Annotated in this window: 14 protein-coding genes; 9 read left to right on the top strand and 5 right to left on the bottom strand. The window is 75.8% G+C overall.

Annotation, left to right across the window (positions count from 1 at the left end; all coding sequences use genetic code 11):
* Positions 1 to 66: 66 nt before the first annotated feature.
* The 3 genes from GA0070622_RS10135 to GA0070622_RS10125 all read left to right on the top strand — a co-directional run bounded on the left by GA0070622_RS10135 (position 67) and on the right by GA0070622_RS10125 (position 1852).
* Positions 67 to 744 carry a BON domain-containing protein gene (locus GA0070622_RS10135; RefSeq protein WP_091577108.1) on the top strand — a complete coding sequence of 226 codons (678 nt, stop codon included), beginning with the start codon at positions 67 to 69 and terminating at the stop codon, positions 742 to 744.
* 62 nt (positions 745 to 806) lie between these two features.
* A complete protein-coding gene (locus GA0070622_RS10130) occupies positions 807 to 1304 on the top strand; it encodes a redoxin domain-containing protein (protein ID WP_091572509.1) in 498 nt (165 codons plus the stop codon).
* Complete coding sequence (locus GA0070622_RS10125) at positions 1301 to 1852, top strand: DsbA family protein (RefSeq protein WP_091572506.1); 552 nt, start codon at positions 1301 to 1303, stop codon at positions 1850 to 1852. Before GA0070622_RS10130 ends, GA0070622_RS10125 begins: the two co-directional genes overlap by 4 nt.
* Positions 1853 to 1856: 4 nt before the next feature.
* Here the strand turns inward: GA0070622_RS10125 and GA0070622_RS10120 are convergent, their stop codons facing one another.
* Entirely contained in the window at positions 1857 to 4640 is a 2784-nt protein-coding gene (locus tag GA0070622_RS10120) for a winged helix-turn-helix domain-containing protein (RefSeq protein WP_091572502.1), read from the bottom strand.
* A 163-nt stretch (positions 4641 to 4803) separates the two neighbouring features.
* Between GA0070622_RS10120 and GA0070622_RS10115 the strand changes: the two genes are divergently transcribed.
* From GA0070622_RS10115 to serS, 5 genes are all read left to right on the top strand, one after another.
* The gene (locus GA0070622_RS10115; RefSeq protein ID WP_091572498.1) at positions 4804 to 5229 is read left to right on the top strand and encodes a hypothetical protein; all 426 of its coding nucleotides are present in this window, start codon (positions 4804 to 4806) and stop codon (positions 5227 to 5229) included.
* Positions 5226 to 6362 carry an alcohol dehydrogenase catalytic domain-containing protein gene (locus GA0070622_RS10110; RefSeq protein ID WP_091572494.1) on the top strand — a complete coding sequence of 379 codons (1137 nt, stop codon included), beginning with the start codon at positions 5226 to 5228 and terminating at the stop codon, positions 6360 to 6362. Before GA0070622_RS10115 ends, GA0070622_RS10110 begins: the two co-directional genes overlap by 4 nt.
* 31 nt (positions 6363 to 6393) lie before the next feature.
* Complete coding sequence (locus GA0070622_RS10105; protein WP_091572489.1) at positions 6394 to 7575, top strand: saccharopine dehydrogenase family protein; 1182 nt, start codon at positions 6394 to 6396, stop codon at positions 7573 to 7575.
* 25 nt (positions 7576 to 7600) lie between these two features.
* A complete protein-coding gene (locus tag GA0070622_RS10100; RefSeq protein ID WP_091572486.1) occupies positions 7601 to 8692 on the top strand; it encodes a DNA polymerase III subunit beta family protein in 1092 nt (363 codons plus the stop codon).
* An 84-nt stretch (positions 8693 to 8776) separates the two neighbouring features.
* Positions 8777 to 10060: a serine--tRNA ligase gene (gene serS / locus GA0070622_RS10095; RefSeq protein ID WP_091572482.1), complete on the top strand. Its 1284-nt coding sequence runs from the start codon at positions 8777 to 8779 to the stop codon at positions 10058 to 10060.
* Here serS and GA0070622_RS10090 read toward each other — a convergent pair.
* From GA0070622_RS10090 to GA0070622_RS10075, 4 genes are read right to left on the bottom strand one after another with little or no spacing between them, the layout of a single operon-like run.
* Complete coding sequence (locus GA0070622_RS10090) at positions 10047 to 10988, bottom strand: cytochrome c biogenesis CcdA family protein (RefSeq protein WP_091572478.1); 942 nt, start codon at positions 10986 to 10988, stop codon at positions 10047 to 10049. The genes serS and GA0070622_RS10090 overlap by 14 nt on opposite strands.
* Positions 10985 to 11596, bottom strand: coding sequence for a TlpA family protein disulfide reductase (locus GA0070622_RS10085; protein ID WP_091572474.1), 612 nt, complete (start codon positions 11594 to 11596; stop codon positions 10985 to 10987). Before GA0070622_RS10085 ends, GA0070622_RS10090 begins: the two co-directional genes overlap by 4 nt.
* 20 nt (positions 11597 to 11616) lie before the next feature.
* The gene (locus GA0070622_RS10080; protein ID WP_091572470.1) at positions 11617 to 13083 is read right to left on the bottom strand and encodes an NADH-quinone oxidoreductase subunit NuoF family protein; all 1467 of its coding nucleotides are present in this window, start codon (positions 13081 to 13083) and stop codon (positions 11617 to 11619) included.
* Positions 13080 to 14798: a hypothetical protein gene (locus GA0070622_RS10075; protein WP_091572466.1), complete on the bottom strand. Its 1719-nt coding sequence runs from the start codon at positions 14796 to 14798 to the stop codon at positions 13080 to 13082. Before GA0070622_RS10075 ends, GA0070622_RS10080 begins: the two co-directional genes overlap by 4 nt.
* Before the next feature lie 297 nt (positions 14799 to 15095).
* On the opposite strand from GA0070622_RS10075, the gene GA0070622_RS10070 reads away from it, so the two are divergent.
* Complete coding sequence (locus GA0070622_RS10070; protein ID WP_091572463.1) at positions 15096 to 16541, top strand: alpha-amylase; 1446 nt, start codon at positions 15096 to 15098, stop codon at positions 16539 to 16541.
* The last annotated feature ends 21 nt before the right edge of the window (positions 16542 to 16562 follow it).

Below are 16562 nucleotides of genomic sequence, written 5' to 3'. Positions count from 1 at the left end.
CCGCGCCCAGGATCGGTGGTGCGGGAGTACGTGCCCGCGTCGCCGACCGACGGGGAGGAGAGCCGGATGGCCACCGAGACGACCACGCGTACGGACCGGGACATCCAGTCCGCCGTGCTCGACGAGCTGACCTGGGAACCGCGGGTGGGCCCCGACGAGATCGGGGTGACCGTCACCGACGGCGTGGTGACGTTGACCGGGCGGGTCGACAGCTACGCCAAGAAGTGGGCCGCCGAGCGGGCCGCGCACCGGGTGGCCCGGGTCCGCGCCGTCGCCAACGACCTCGCCGTCCGGATCGACACCGCCGCCGGCCGGGAGGATCCGCAGATCGCCGTCGCCGCCGCCCGCGCCCTGGAGTGGGACGCCTTCGTGCCGGTCGAGGCGCTGCACGTCACCGTGGCCGACGGCTGGGTCACCCTGCACGGCGAGGTCGAGTGGGAGTACCAGCGGCGCGCCGCCGAACGGTCCGTCGCCCGGCTCACCGGCGTACGCGGGCTGAGCAACGGGATCACCGTCCGGCCGGCGGTCCGCGCGGACGGGCGGGACCTGGCCGAGCAGATCGTGGACGCGCTGGCCCGCAACGGCGCGACCGAGGCCGAACAGGTCGGCGTCCGGGTCCACGGCGACACCGTCCTGCTGGAGGGCCGGGTCCACTCCGGGCCCGAACGCGACGAGATCGAGCGGGTGGTCTGGAACGCCCCCGGCATCCGGGAGGTGCACAACCACCTGTCCGTCCGGCGGTGAGCCGGCGAACCACCCGGCCCGGGTGAGCCCGGCTCACCCGGGCACGGGCCAGGGTGGGAGGCATGAGTGATCCGAACGGGCTGATCACACCCGGGCAGGTAGCGCCCGCGTTCACCCTGCCGGCGTCGCCGGACGGGCGGGAGGTGGGCCCCGGACAGTTCCCTGGCCGTCCGGTGGTGCTGGCCTTCTACCCCGCCGACTGGACCCCGGTCTGCGGCGACCAGATGGCCCTCTACCAGGCCGCCCTGCCCGAGCTGGAGCGGTACGACGCGGTGCTGCTGGGCATCTCGGTGGACAGCGTCGACTCGCACCGGGCGTTCGCGGAGAGCCGGGGCATCCGCTTCCCGCTGCTGGCCGACTTCGAACCCAAGGGCGAGGTGTCCCGCCGCTACGGCGCGTACGCGCCGCGCGGGCAGTCGGACCGGGCGCTCGTGGTGATCGACCCCGACGGCCGGGTGGCCTGGAGCCACCTCTCCCCGCCCGAGGTCAACCCGGGCGTGGACGGCATCCTCGACGCCCTGGAACAGCTGGGCACGGATCGGCGGGTGAGCACCCGATGACGACGCCGTTGCAGGTCACCACCGCCCGACTGCGGATCCCGGTGTCCGAGCGCGACCACGTCCGTGGGCCGGCCGACGCGCCGGTCACCATCGTCGAGTACGGCGACTTCCAGTGCCGGTTCTGCGGCGCCGCGTACCCGAACCTGGCCGAGGTGCTGCGCCAGCGGGCCGACATGGTGCGGTTGGCGTACCGCCACTTCCCGATCACCAACGTCCACCCGTACGCGGAGAGCGCGGCGGAGGCCGCCGAGGCGGCCGGCGAGCGGGGCCGGTTCTGGGAGATGCACGACTGGCTCTTCGAGCACCAGGACCAGCTCGACCCGGTGCACCTGTCGCTCGGCGTCGAGCAGCTCGGGCTGCCGCCCGAGGAGGTCGGCGCGGAGGTGGGTCGGCAGGCCCACGCGGACCGGGTCCGGCAGGACTTCGTGGGCGGCATCCGCAGCGGGGTGAACGGCACCCCGACGCTGTTCGTCAACGACGTCCGACACGACGGCGGCTACGAGCTGGCCGAGCTGCTGGCCGTGGTGGACGCCGCCGCGAACGCCTGACCGGTCAGATCAACCGCAGCTCGCGCGCCCGTCGGACGGCCTCCCGCCGGCGGGTCGCGTCGAGCTTGCGGTAGATGTTGCGGACGTGCGTCTTGACCGTGTTGACCGACAGCGACAGCTCGGCGGCGATCTCCACGTTGGACAGGATGCTCTGCAGGTAGCGCAGGATGGTCAGCTCCCGCTCGGTGAGCGGCTCGTCCAGGGCCCGCGCCGGGGCGTCCGGGGTCGCCTCGGGCCGGTGCGCGTCCACGTCGCGGACCAGGTCGCTCACCGTCCCCCAGTAGGCCGTCCCGGAGTCCAGGTGCGTGGCGAGCAGGTCGCGGACGTCCGGTTCGGCGCGGGTGAACACGCGCCGGCAGCCCTCCGGCTCGGCCAGCGCCAGCACCTCCTCCAGCAGCCGTCCGGCCCGCCGCCCGTCGCCGGCCGAGCCGGCCGACGCCGCCTCCAGCAGCCCGGCGCCCAGCCGCACCGGCAGCGGCCAGTCCGCCGCCTCGGGCGCGGTCCAGTCGGGCAACGCCCGCTCGGCCCCGCGGGCGTCGCCGGCCCGCAGCCGCAGCCGGGCGGACGCCAGCGCCAGCGCGGGATCGGGTGATCCGCCGTCGCCGACCACGTCCAGCAGCGCGCGGGCGCCCTCCGGGTCACCGACCGCCGCGCGGAGCTGGGCCTCGGCGGCGGTGAGCCACGCGCCCAGCTCCGGCCCGGGCGCACCGGCCCGGGCGGCGGCGAGGGTACGCAGCGCCGCCGCCGGCTCCCCGCCGTCGGCCAGCAACCCGGCCCGGCAGAGCGCGGCCAGCGCCGCCGCGCCGGGCTCCGCGCCCGCCGGCCCGGCCAGCGCCAGGTGCGCGGCGGCCTCCGCCGGCCGGTCCCGCTGCCACCAGACCAGCGCCAACGCCAGGTACGCGTGGCCGCAGTCCCGCCGGGACGACCAGCCCTGGCAGGGCGGCATCGCCAGCGCCTCCCGGGCGTGCTCCTCGGCGGCCCGCAGCGCGCCCCGGGCCGCCTCCAGCAGCGCCGAGCGGCTGGCGCAGAGCAGCTCGATCCGGGGCCGGCCGGCCCGCCGCGCCGCCGCGAGCGCCGTCCCGAGCCGCGCGCCCGCCGTCGTCAACGCCCCCTCGGCCAGCGCCACCAGCCCCAGCGCGGCATCGGCGACCGCCCGTACGTCGTCCTCCTCGCCGTTCCCGGCGCGCGGGTCGGCGGCGGGCACCCCGACCCCGGGCGCGCCGGCCCCGGGCCCGCCGACCGGGGTTCCGACGGTGGTGAGCAGGCGGTCGGCGGCCCGGCGTACCTCCTCGTGGTCGCCGGCGAGCCGGGCCAGGCCCAGCTCCACCGCGGCGGCCAGCCGCCGGAACCGGTCCCGACGTGGTTCCGGCAGGTCGACCGCGTGCGCGACCGCCCGCCGCAGCTGCCCGTCCGCGGCGGCCGGGTCCCCGGCGTACGCCCGCTCGGCCGCCGCGGCCAGCGCCAGCTCGGGATCCCGCCGCACCGCCTCGGCCGGCGGCTCGGGCGGGGCCGGGACGGGGGCCGGGGCCGGCTCGTCCGGGGCCAGCTCGGGCCAGCGCGTCAGCAGCAGCGTGGTGGCGTCGTCCCACTCGGCGGCGGCCAGCGCGTGGCGCAGCGCCTCGGCCGGTCGGCCGTGGGCCGCGCACCAGCCGGCCGCCCGCCGGTGCAGCTCACGCACCTCCTCGGCGGGGAGCCGGTCCAGTTCGGCGCGGAGCAGGTCGGCCAGCAGCGGGTGCGGCCGGTACCAGGGCGGCTCGCCGCCGTCGCGCTGGACGAAACCGCCCTCCCGGGCCGCCTCGGCGAGCAGGTGCCCGGCGTCGGCCCGGCCGGTCAGCGCGGCGGCGAGGTCGGCGCGGACCGCGACCGTCACCGCGCAGCGGAGCAGAACGTCGCGGGCGGCCGGGTCCAGCGGCGTGAGCACCTCGTCGCGCAGGTAGGCGGCGACGTCCGGCTGGTCGCCGCCGAAGCGCTCCACCGCGCGGGCGGGGTCGGCCCCGGCGCCCAGCGACAGCGCGGCGAAACGCAGCCCCGCCGGCCAGCCGGCGGTCCGCTCGGTGAGCCGGGGCACCGCCTCGGCCGGCACCGGCACCCCGTGCGCGACCAGCAGATCGGCGACCTCGTCGGTGCGGAACGCCAGCTCGTCCGGACCGATCGTGGTGAGGTCACCGGCCAGCCGCCAGCGGTGCAGGGTCAGCGGCGGCTCGTGCCGGGCGCCGGCCACCAGCCGCAGCCGCCCGTCGCCGTGGCGGAGCAGGAACTCCAGCCCGGCCAGCGCCGCCGGGTCGGTCACCCGGTGCAGGTCGTCCAGGACCAGCAGCACCGGCCGCTCCCGCGTGGCGAGCGCGGCGGCGAGCGCTTCGAGCTGCTCCGGCCGGGGCGGACCGTCCGGCACCGGCGGCGGCCCCTCGTCCGGCTCCTCGGCGACGGCCGCGCGCAGCGCGGCGGCCAGGTACGCCCAGAGCCGCCCGGTGGTGTCGCCCTCGGCCACGGTCACCCAGACCGGCGCCGGGCCGTCCCGCTCCCCGCGCGCCCAACCGGACAGCACTGTCGTCTTGCCCCAGCCGGCCGGGGCCAGGACCAGCGTGACCGGCCCGCCCGCGCCCCGCTCCAGCCGGTCCAGCAGGCGTGGGCGGAGCACCACCGGCTCGGGCGGCACCGGTGGGGTCAGCCGGGACGCCAGCAGCGGCGCGGCGGCGCCGGTGGTGAGCGGTTCCGGCGTACCGAAGACCTCCGTCGTGGCGTCGGTCGGCGCGGTGGCGAACCGGACCTGGTCGGCCTCCTCCGGCATGCGTCCCCCTCCCCCGTCGGCGCGGTGGGCGGTTACCCGGACCGGACCGGTTCACCCCTTCGGGGCGAACCCGCCTCACCCGGACCACCCCCACCCTAGGGGTACGCGGGCGGCCGGCCATCCAGCTCCGGCCGCCCGGCGACCCACGACCTCGGGAGGGCAGGTGGCGCGGACCGGACGGTGGGCCGGCGGCGCGCTCGCGCTGGCGGCCGGCGGCGCGAACGTCCTGGCACGTCGACGCGCCCGCCGCCCCGGCACGGACCCTCGGCCCGGGCGCTGGCAGGTGGTGACCGTGACCGGCCGGCCCGACCAGGTGCTGCCACCCGGGCGGTGGCCCGAGCCGTTGCGTCGGCTCGACGGCGCGGTGGAGGTCCACGCGCGTCCGGCCCCGGGTGGACGCGGCACCGAACTGGCGGTACGCCCGCTGGGCGGGGAGCCGACGCTGCCCGGGTTCGCCGCGCACCTGGTCGGCGACGACCCGGGCCGGTTCCTGCGCCAGGTGCTGCGGGAGACCAAGCAGCTCCTGGAGACCGGGGAGGTGCTGCGGGCGGACCGCTCGCCGCTGGACCGGCCCGGGGCCGCCGGGTGAGGGCGCTCTGCTGGGAGGGCGCGGACGCGCTCTCGGTGCGCCGGGTCCCCGACCCCGAGCTGCGCAACGCCCACGACATGATCGTCCGGGTACGTCGCAGCGTGACCTGCGGCGGCGACCTGCCGCTGCTGGCCGGGCGGATACCGGAGGCGGCCGCCGGCGAGGTGCTCGGCCACGAGTTCGTCGGCGACGTGGTCGAGGTCGGGCCGGACGTGCGGCGGCACCGGGTCGCGGACCGGGTGGTGGTCGGCGCGTCGGTGGCCTGCGGGGCGTGCTGGTTCTGTCGGCAGGGTCTGCTGGCCTGCTGCGACAACGGGACGTCCGGCGGGGCGGCCGAGCCGGAGTGGGGTCCGCCCACCGCCGGCTGCTACGGCCGGCCGGCCCGGCTCGGCGGTTTCGCCGGTGGTCACGCCGAGTTCGTCCGCGTGCCGTACGCCGACGTGGGCGCGTTCGCCGTACCCGCGGGCGTGGACGACGACCGGGCGGTGTTCGCCGCGGACGCCGCCCCGGCCGCCTGGCACGGGGCGGAGCTGGGCGGCATCGGCCCCGGCGACGTGGTCGCCGTCTGGGGCGCGGGCGCGGTGGGCCAGCTCACCGCCGGGGCGGCCGTGGCGCGCGGCGCGGCCCGGGTGGTCGTGGTCGACGAGCACGACGACCGGCTGCGGATGGTGACCCGGAATCCGGGCGTCGAGGCGCTCAACCACCGGTACGTGGACGTCCTCGCCGAGCTGCGGGAACGCAGCGGCGGCCGGGGACCGGACGTGTGCGTGGACGCGGCGGGTCCGCCGGCCGGGCCGACGCGGTGGCCGACCGGCGAGCCGGACGGCGGGGTGGCGCTGCGTGAGGCGGTGCACGCCTGCCGCAAGGGCGGCACGGTGGTGGTGCTCGACGGCGGGGCCGGGTTCGTCGACCGGTTCCCGGTCGGCGCGGTGGCGGAGAAGGGTCTGGTGGTGCGCGGCGGCCGGCGCGCCGGGCCGGGGGCCATCCCGGAGCTGCTGAACCGGATGGCCCGGGACGAGCTGGTGACCGAGCACCTGGCCACCCACCGGCTGCCGCTGGAGCGGGGCGCCGACGGGTACGCGTTGTTCCGGGACCGGGCCGACGGCTGCGTCCGGGTGGTCTTCACCCCGTGATCCGGGCGGGCGCGGATGGCACACTCGGCGGATGCGCGCAGACCGTCCGTACGACCTCGTCCTGTTCGGTGCCACCGGCTTCACCGGCGGCCTGACCGCGGAGTACCTGGCCCGGCACGCGCCGGACCGGCTGCGCTGGGCGCTCGCCGGGCGCAACCCGGCCAAGCTCGCCGCCGTCCGCGACCGGCTGGCCGCGATCGACCCCGGCCTGGCCGACCTGCCCCTGCTCACCGCGGACGTGACCGACCCGGCGTCGCTGCGGGCGGTGGCGGAGAGCGCCCGGGTGGTCGCCAGCACCGTCGGCCCGTACGTGCACCACGGAGCCCCGCTGGTGGCCGCCTGCGCCGGCGCCGGCACCGACTACCTCGACATCACCGGCGAGCCGGAGTTCGTCGACCTCATGTACGTGCGGCACCACGCCGAGGCGGTGCGCACCGGCGCGCGCCTGGTGCACGCCTGCGGCTTCGACTCGATCCCGCACGACCTGGGCGTCTGGTACACGGTCAAGCAGCTTCCCACCGACGGCCCGGTCACGGTCGACGGCTACGTGCGGGCCGGTGGCCGCTTCTCCGCCGGCACGTACCACTCGGCGCTGACCGCGTTCGCCCGCACCGGCGAGGCGAGCCGGGCGGCCCGGGCCCGCCGCGCGGTGGAGCCGCGACCGGAGGGGCGGCGGGTGCGGGCGGTGCCCGGCAGGGTGGGCCGGGTCCGGGAGTTCGACCAGTGGGCGGTCCCGCTGCCCACGATCGACCCGCAGGTCGTCCGCCGGTCCGCGGCGGCCCGCCCGGAGTACGGCCCGGACTTCCGCTACCGGCACTTCGCGGCGGTGAAACGGCTGCCCACCGTGCTGGTGGCCGGCGCCGGCCTGGCCGGTGTGCTCGGGCTGGTCAAGGTGCCGCCGACCCGGCGCTGGCTGCTCGGTCGGCTCGCCTCCGGCCAGGGGCCGAGCGCCGAGCAGCGGGCGAAGTCCTGGTTCCGGGTGCGGTTCGTGGGCGCCGGCGGCGGCCGGCGGGTGGTGACCGAGGTGTCCGGCGGCGACCCCGGCTACGACGAGACGGCCAAGATGCTCGCCGAGTCGGCGCTCTGCCTGGCGTTCGACGACCTGCCGGAGACCGCCGGCCAGGTCACCCCGGTGGCCGCGATGGGTGACGCGTTGCTGGACCGGCTGGTCCGGGCCGGGATCACGTTCCGCACCCTGCCCGAGGGACGTTGACCCTCGACCTGGTCGAGGTCACAGGATGACGGCCGTGGAGAGCGAGCTTCGCAGCATCGGTGAGCTGGCCCGGGCCAGCGGGTTGACGATCAGCGCCCTGCGGTTCTACGACCGTTCCGGGGTGCTGACGCCGGCCCTGGTGGACCCGGTGACCGGCTACCGCTGGTACACCGGCGACCAGGTGGCGCCGGCGCGCCTGGTGGCCGGGCTGCGGCGGGTCGGCATGCCGCTGGCCGGGATCGCCGAGGCGCTGCGGCACCGGCACCGGCCGGCCGAGGTGCACCGCCTGCTCGACGCGCACCTGCGGCGGCTGGAGGACGGCCTCACCGACGCGCGACGCGAACTCTCCCGGATCCGTCGACTGATCGACCCGGAGGAGACCACCGTGACCACCCGACTCGTGCTGTCCCGCGCCGCCCTGTCCGAGGCGGTGGACGCCGTACGCTTCGCCGTCGGCGCCGACCCGGAGCTGCCGGCCCTGTCCGGCGTGCTGCTGGCGGTCGAGCCGGACGGCGTGCACCTGTCCGCCACCGACCGTTTCCGGATGGCCGTGGCCCGGGTCGACGCCACGGTCGACGGCCCGCCGGTGACCGCGCTGCTGCCGGTGGCCGCCGTCGACGAGCTGCGCGCCGCGCTGGACACCGACGCCGGGCCGACCGTGGCGGCCGAGGTCGCCGCGGACCGGGTGACCGTCTCGGTCGGGGACCGGCCGGTGACCGCCGTCCCGCTGCCGTACGACTTCCCGGACGTCCGCCGGCTGCTGCGCGCGCGGGTCGGCGACGCGCCCGCGTACCGGATCCGGGTGGACGGCGCGGCGCTGCGCGCGGCGCTCACCGCGGCCGACGTCCCGGTCTGTCACCGGGCGCACGACGGGGTCGCGCACGAGGTGGTGGCCCTGGGCCTGGACGGCCGGGGCGAGCTGCGCCTGGTCGACCCGGAGGCCGCGCCGGCCGCGGACGGGTTGCGGGTCGGGGTGAACCGGGAGTACCTGCTCGACGCGCTGGACGCCGGCGGCGGGCAGCTCGTGCTGGAGCTGGACGGGCCGATCACCCCGCTGGCGGTGCGCCGGGCCGACGACGCGCACGCGTTCTCCGTCCTCATGCCCGTGCGCCTGTAGACCGGGCGGGCCCGGGCCGGCAGGGCCGCGACGGTAGCATCTGGGGGTCCCACCTGACTGCCTGGACGGAGGCGTACGAGCAGCATGCTCGACATGGAGTTGATCCGGAAGGATCGCGAGGCGGTGGCGACCGCGCTGGCGAAGCGTCTGGATCCCGCCGAGGTCACCCGGGCGCTGGACGACATCCAGCGGCTCGACCAGGAACGACGCGCGCTGATCACGGAGATCGACGCCGAGCGGCAGCGCCGCAAGGCCGAGGCGCGCGCGTACGCGGAGGCGAAGCGGTCCGGCGCCACGCCGCAGCCGGGCGCCCCGGAGGCCGAGCGCAAGCAGCTCGCGGAGCTGGAGTCCCAGCTCGACGAGGTGCAGTCCCGGCTCCGCTCGGCGATGAGCGAGCTGCCCAACCTGCCCGCCGACGACGTGGTCGCCGGGGGCAAGGAGGCCAACCGGGTGGTGCGGACGTTCGGTGAGCCGCCGGCCGTCGAGAAGGTGCGCGACCACGTGGAGCTGAGCCGCGCGCTCGGCCTGGTCGACCACGAGCGGGGCGTGAAGCTCGGCGGCTCGGGCTTCTGGATGTACACCGGCATGGGCGCCCGGCTGGAGTGGGCGCTGGTCAACTGGCTGATCGAGCAGAACATCCAGGCCGGCTACGAGTTCCTGCTCCCGCCGCACCTGCTGCTGGACACCGCCGGCTTCGCCGCCGGGCAGTTCCCGAAGTTCTACGACGACGTCTACCACCTGGACCGGCAGTCCGCCCCGCGCGGGCAGTTCCTGCTGCCCACGTCGGAGACGGCGATCCTCGGCGCCTACCAGGACGAGATCCTGGAGACGGGCCGGCTGCCGGTCAAGGCGTTCGCCTACACCCCGTGCTACCGCCGCGAGGCGGCCGGCTCGCACTCGGACGAGCGCGGCACGGTGCGCGGCCACCAGTTCAACAAGGTGGAGATCTTCCAGTTCACGCTGCCGGAGCAGGCGGGCGAGGCGCTGGAGGCGATGGTCGGGCACGTCGAGGGCCTGGTCGACAGGCTCGGTCTGCACTTCCAGACCAGCCTGCTCGCCGCCGGTGACGCGAGCGCCTCGATGAAGAAGACGCTCGACGTCGAGGTGTGGATGCCGAGCACCGGCAAGTACAAGGAGGTGTCGTCGGTCTCCTGGGCCGGCGACTACCAGGCCCGCCGGGCGGCCATCCGCTACCGCGAGCCGGGCGCGAAGCAGACCCGGTTCGTGCACACGCTCAACGGCTCGGCGCTGGCCACCAGCCGGCTGTTCCCGGCCATCCTGGAGCAGTGCCAGCAGCCCGACGGCTCGGTCGTGGTCCCCGAGGTGCTGCGCGACAAGCTCGGCACCGACCGCCTCACCCCGCGCTGACCCGCCCCCGCTCCCCCGCCCCCACCTCTCCCCCGCGATCTTGCACTTCCGGCCCGTGAGAAGTCCGCTTCACCCCTTCCGCCCGGGCACCAACTGCAAGATCGCGGGGGCGGGGGGTGAGGGTGGTGAGGAGGAGCAGCAGGGTCAGGAGGGCCGTGAGGACGGCGGGGCCCAGAGTGTCGACGGCGCCCACCAGTGCCTGCTGCGCCCGGGCGGCGGTGCGGATCACCGGGTCGGTGAAGGCGTCGCGGCGGCCCAGGGCGAAGCGCACCTCGTACCAGCCGTACCAGGCGACGTAGCCGCCGGCGACCAGCAGCACCAGGCCGCTCAGGCGCGGCACCCACGCGCCGGCGCCGCGCAGTCCGGCCACCACCCGCCCGCGCAGCAACGCCACGGCCAGCGCGGCCACACCGACCACCAGGGCCATCCCGAGGGCGTACGCGCCGAACAGCGCCAGCCCGCGCAGCGGCGACCCGGCCCGCAGGCTGGTCACCACGATCGCCAGGAACGGCGCGATCGCGCAGGTCAGCGACGTGAGCGCGTACGCCGCGCCGAACAGCGCCATGGACGGCCAGGTGCGGGTGAGCCGGGGCGCGGTGGTGAACGGGCGGGGCGCGGGCAACCGCCGGCCGGCGAGCAGCCAGCAGCCGGCCAGCGCCAGGAGCACGCCGAGGGTCACGGTCAGCCAGGGCAACCGGGGCCGCAGCCAGTCCGCCGCCGGCGCCACGGCCAGCCCGAACGCGCCGAAGACCAGCACGTACCCGAGGGTCAGCCCGGCCGTCGCGGTGAGCGCGCGGCCGACCGCGCCGCGGCCGTCGCCGGGGCCGGCCACCAGCAACGACAGGTACGCGGGCAGCATCGCGAAGCCGCACGGGTTGACCGCGCCGAGCATGCCGGCGGTCAGCGCGAGCAGCAGCGCGCCGGTCATCCCCGGGCCAGCGTCTCGACCTGCCGGGTGAGCGACTCGCCGTCGAGGAAGCCCTGGTGGACCACCTTGCCGTCCCGGTCGAGGATGACGAACGTGCTCTGCTCGACCACCTTGAAGCGGCGCCACACCGCGCCGGCGCGGTCGTCGAGCTGCGGGGTGCCGGCCAGGTCGAACTCGGTGACGAACTCCTTCATCGCCTTCTGCTGGCCGAGCCCGGCGACGCCGACGATCGGCACCGTGTCCCGGTAGGTCGGGGCGATCTCGGCGACGGTCCACGCCTGGCTGGCGCAGGTGGCGCACCAGGGGGCCCAGAACCAGAGCACCACCGGCCGCCCGGCCAGGGCGGCGGCGGAGAACGCCGTACCGTCGAGGGTCTTCGCGTCGAACGCCAGTGTCTTCGGCACCCGGGCCGGCGCGGTCGGCGACGGGGCGGGCGACGACGGGCCGGCCGACGCGCTCGCGGCGGTGGTCGGCGCGGCGGCGGACGGGGCGGCCACCGTACCGACCGACGTGGTCCGCTCGGGACCGACCGCGCAGGCCGCCGTGGCGGTGAGCGTGGCGGCCAGCACGGCGGCGGCCCCGAGACGACGAACGGTGGGTGATGCCATCGACGCTCCTGACGTGGTCGTCACTCCGCCTTGACCAGCCGGAGCGCGAGTTCGGGACAGACCTTGACCGCCTTGAGCGCGCCCTCGCGCAGCCAGGTCGGCACCGGGGTGGCGGGGAAGGCGGGGAAGCCGTTGCCGTCGAGCCGGATGAAGTCCGGCACGACGTGCGCGCAGAGTCCGTGCCCGTCGCAGCGGGACCAGTCCAGGGTGAGCTTCTGCGGGTTGCCGTCGGGCGCGCCGGGCAGGCCCATCGTGCCCTTGACCCGTTTGCCGCAGCCCTCCCCGGTGGCGTGCAGCCGCAGGTCGTCGGCGAACACCTCCATGGCGGACAGCGCGAACCGGGCGGTGCCGTCCGGGTGGCTGCACGCGCCGCGCCCCTTCACGTCGCCGGCGGCGGCCCGGACCAGCTCGATCGGGGCGCTGCCGGAGACGGCGAGGTCGACGGAGCGGGCCAGGTCGGGCAGTCCCATCTTGCACGGGCCGCACTGCCCGGCGGACTCACCGGCCAGGTAGCGGACCACCTGGGCGGCCTCGCCGAGCGGGCAGGTGTCGGTGCCGAGCGGCACGATGATGCCGGCGCCGAGCGTGCCGCCGACCGCGGCCAGTCCCTTGCGGGAGACCTCGGCCCGCTCCGCCGCCTCGGCGGTGATCCACTTGCCGTGGTAGCCGCCCATCAGGATGCCCGGCCCGGGCGGCACCTCGCACAGGTCGAGGATCTCGCGCAGCGGGGTGCCGGCGGCGCACTCCACCACGGCCGGCCGCTTCGCCGACCCGGTGACGGTGAGCAGCACGGTGCCCGGCTCGTCGTCGGTGCCGAGCGCGGCGTACTCGTACGGGCCGATCCGGGCGGCGACCGCGAGTTGGGCGTACGTCTCGGCGTTGGAGAGCAGGGTGGGCAGCCCGCCGACGCCGGAGTCGCTGGAGCGCTTCTTGGTGCCGGGCGGGATGTGCGGCAGGCCGTTGATGCCGTTGACCAGCGCGCCGCCCTCACCGGAGATGAACCGGTGCGGCACGGTGACGATGGTGGTCGGCACCGGCATCCGCCGTTCCTGCAACGCCTCGGTCAGTGAGGGCCGGCCCACGTCGTCGTCGGCCACCCCGATCACGATCTCGTCGGCGTCCAGCGCGAACGCGGCCAGCGCGGCGCCGTCCAGGACGAGGTGCGGCGCCCGGGTGAGCAGCACCTTGTCCTTCCAACTGGCCGGCTCGCCCTCGCTGGCGTTGACCACCACCACGGCGGCCAGGTCCTGCCGCTCGCAGGACTCCAGCACCGCGCGCAGCTTGCGGGCGAACGGGAAGCCCGCACCGCCCTTGCCCTTGAGGTCGATCGCCTCGGCGAGCCGCAGCAGCGCCGCCGGCTCCATCGGACCGATCGGGCCGTGCACCTCCTCGTGGGCGAGCAGGTCGAGCCGGCCGAACTCGGCGAAGCCGGCGGTCAGGCGGGGTTCACCGACGCAGGCGACCGGGGGCACGGTCGTCCGCATCATCGGGCCTCACCCCGCAGCCCGGCCCAGTACGCGCCGTCGACCGCGTCCGCGTCGGCCCGCTTGCGCCGGCCGGAACGGCTCTCCTTGGTGGCCCGCAGGGCCCGGCGGGAGGCCAGGTCGACGAGCGTGGGGGTGTCGTCGACGAACTCGTCGTCGGCGGCGTAGCGGGCCGGCGGACGCCAGTAGTCCGGCTCCTCCGGCACGTCCTCCTCGTCCCGGTAGCGCCGGCCGGAACCGCTGCGCGGCTCCGCGGTGACCGGGGTGCCGGAGATCGGTCCGGCCGAGATCGGCTCGCCGGAGACCGGGCGGCTCTCCCAGCGGCGCGGGCTGTCCCACGGCTCCTCCGCCTCGTCCGTCGGACGCGGCGGGGCCGAGTAGCGGGCCACCTCGGCGGGGGTGGCGTACCGGCCGCTGTCCGGCGGGGCCGAGTGGCGGCCGCCGGTGTCCGGCGGGGCGGAGTGCCGGCCGCCGCTCTCCGGCGGGGCCGAGTACTGCGCGACCATGTCCTCGTCGGCCCGGGACCGGCGGCTCACCCGCTCCTCGTCGTCCCGGCGGCGGCGACGGGACCGCTCCCCGTCCCGCCGGCCGACCGGCTCCAACTCCTCGGTGTTCCGCCGGACGGCGGGCACCCGCTCGGCGTCCCGGCTCCGGCGTACCGGCTCGCGCTCGTCGTCCCCGCGCCGGGAGGTGCGCCGCGCGGCCGGGACCTCCTGCGTCCGGGTCCGGCGTTCCGGCGCGTCCGTCTCCCCGCCGCGCCGCCGGGCGGCGGCCGCGCGGACCGGCTCGCGCAGCGATCCAGGTTCCGGCACCACCGGTACGGCGAACCGCTCGGGGTCCCGCCGGCGGGCGGTGCCGGCCGGCGCGGTCCAGGTGGCGGTCGCCTCGGCCCAGCGGCCCCGGCCGGCGCCGCTCTCCTCCTTGTCGGCGGCCTTCTTGCGGCCGAGCGCGGCGAACACGCCGGTGCGGTCCTCGCCCTTGCCCGCCATCGCCTTGTTCAGCGCGGCGGCCTGGTGCTGCTCGCGGCTGCGCTTGCCGAGGTGGACGGAGACGCGCACCAGCAGCGCCATCACCACGAGCAGCACGCAGGCGAGGTAGCTGAGCACCACCCAACCGGCCGCCGTCCGGCCCGCGTTGAGCCCGTGCAGCAGCGCGAACGGCCAGGACACGTAGGCCGTCGAGTGCAGCGCCCGCCAGAGCCACTTCGGACCGACGCCGGCGAACCGGACCCGGATCAGGCCGGTCCAGAGCACGCTGACCATCAGCAGCGCGGCGACGGTGCCGAGCCCGACGTAGAGGCCGCTGCCGCCGACGAACGGCACCACCGCGTCGGTGGGCCCGGCCCGCCCGATCGCGATCTTGGTGATGACGTGGAAGAGCAGCCCGGCCACGCCGAGCACGCCGGTGGCGCGGTGCGCCGACTGGAGCAGCACCCGGTGCCGGATGAGCAGCACCAGCCGGTCGGTGGCGAGCAGCCCCAGCATCACGGTGAGGCTCAGTGAGACCAGGGCGACCACCCCGGCGAAGAACTCGGTGAAGAAGAATCCGTACGAGTACATGAGGCCGCCGGCGCCGGCGAGCTCGACACCCGCCCACGCGAGGCCGAGCGCGGAGGCGGTCAGCGCCACCATCGCGGACTTCGACATGGTCCGGACACCACGGCTGGTGGTGGTGGTCCGGACGGTCGTCGCCTTCTCGTTCTGCTGTGCCCGGGCCATCTGCTCCTCGATCGTCTCGCGGCGGCGCCCCCACCGGCCGACCCTGCTCCCACCTCAGGTACGGAGCGACGCCCCGGACGGATCACCTCCGGTGGGGAATTTCTCGGCCGATTCCTCGAACCGTCCCGACCGGGCGCGCGTGTAGCACCCAACGCAACGACGGATGCCCATGCATTGACAGTCCTTGCAACACACTCGTAACCTTGCGGAAAATTTCAGCGCCGGTTGCAAGAAGCCGGCACTGACGCCCTCCCCAGGCTCCACTCCCCCGCACCCCCGCACCCCGCAGGAGTCCTGATGCATCGACGCCGATGCCGCGCCGCGGCCCTCGTCCTGGGCCTGGCCGCGAGCCTGCTCGTCCCGACCACAGTGGCGGCTCCCCCGGCCGCCGCCGCAACCCCCGGAAGCAAGAAGGTCATCGTCCAGCTCTTCGAGTGGAACTGGACCTCGGTGGCCAACGAGTGCACCAGCACGCTCGGCCCCAAGGGCTACGGCTACGTCCAGGTGTCCCCGCCGCAGGAACACGTCAACAGCAGCCCGTGGTGGGTGTCCTACCAGCCGGTCAGCTACCGGATCGAGTCCCGCAAGGGCACCCGGGCCCAGTTCCAGTCCATGGTGAACACCTGCCACAACGCCGGCGTCAAGGTGATCGTCGACGCCGTGGTCAACCACATGTCCGGGCAGGAGAACGGCGGCACCGGCTGGGCCGGCACGTCGTACGGCCACTACAACTACCCGGGCGTCTACTCGTCGCAGGACTTCCACTACTGCGGCCGCAACGGCAACAACGACATCGCCAACTACAACGACCGGTACGAGGTGCAGAACTGCGAACTGGTCAACCTCGCCGACCTCAAGACCGAGTCGGACTACGTCCGCACCCGGCTGGCCACGTACCTCAACGACCTGCTCTCGCTCGGCGTCGACGGGTTCCGGCTGGACGGCAGCAAGCACATGCCGGCCGCCGACATCGCGGCGATCAAGGCCAAGCTGTCCCGGTCGGCGTACCTGGTGCAGGAGGTCATCTACGGCGCGGGTGAGCCGGTCCAGCCGACCGAGTACACCGGCAACGGCGACGTGCACGAGTTCCGGTACGGCAAGGACCTGGCCCGGATGTTCAACAACGAGCGGCTGGCGTACCTGCGCAACTTCGGCGAGTCCTGGGGCTACCTGTCGAGCGCGAAGGCGGTGGTCTTCACCGACAACCACGACACCCAGCGCGAGGGCGGCGTGCTCACCTACCGCGACCGTGGCGAGTACGCCCTGGCCAACGCGTTCATGCTGGCCTGGCCGTACGGCACCCCGGCGGTGATGTCGAGCTTCACGTACTCCGGTCGGGACCAGGGTCCCCCGTCGGACGGCAGCAACAAGGTCACCAACACCACCTGCTACTCGGGCTGGGAGTGTGAGCACCGCTGGCCGGTCATCGCCAACATGGTCGGCTTCCGCAACGCCACCGAGGGTGCCGGAGTCACCAACTGGTACGACAACGGCTACCAGCACATCGCGTTCAGCCGGGCCGGCAAGGGCTACCTGACCGTCAACGACGAGGACTCCGCGATCAGCGGCCGGTCGTACTACACCGGCCTGCCGGCCGGGCGCTACTGCGACGTCATCCACGGCACGTTCAGCAACGGCTCGTGCAGCGGACCGGTGATCACCGTGGACTCGGCGGGCTGGTTCGCGGCCACCGTCAACGCGCACGACGCGATCGCCATCCACGTCGGCGCGAAACTGAGCTGACCTCACCCGGAAGCCCCCGTG

The organism is Micromonospora sediminicola, assembly GCF_900089585.1.
Classification (GTDB): Bacteria; Actinomycetota; Actinomycetes; order Mycobacteriales; family Micromonosporaceae; genus Micromonospora; species Micromonospora sediminicola.
Note: the sequence above shows the minus strand (reverse complement) of the source record. Positions and strands in the feature narration are given on the sequence as shown.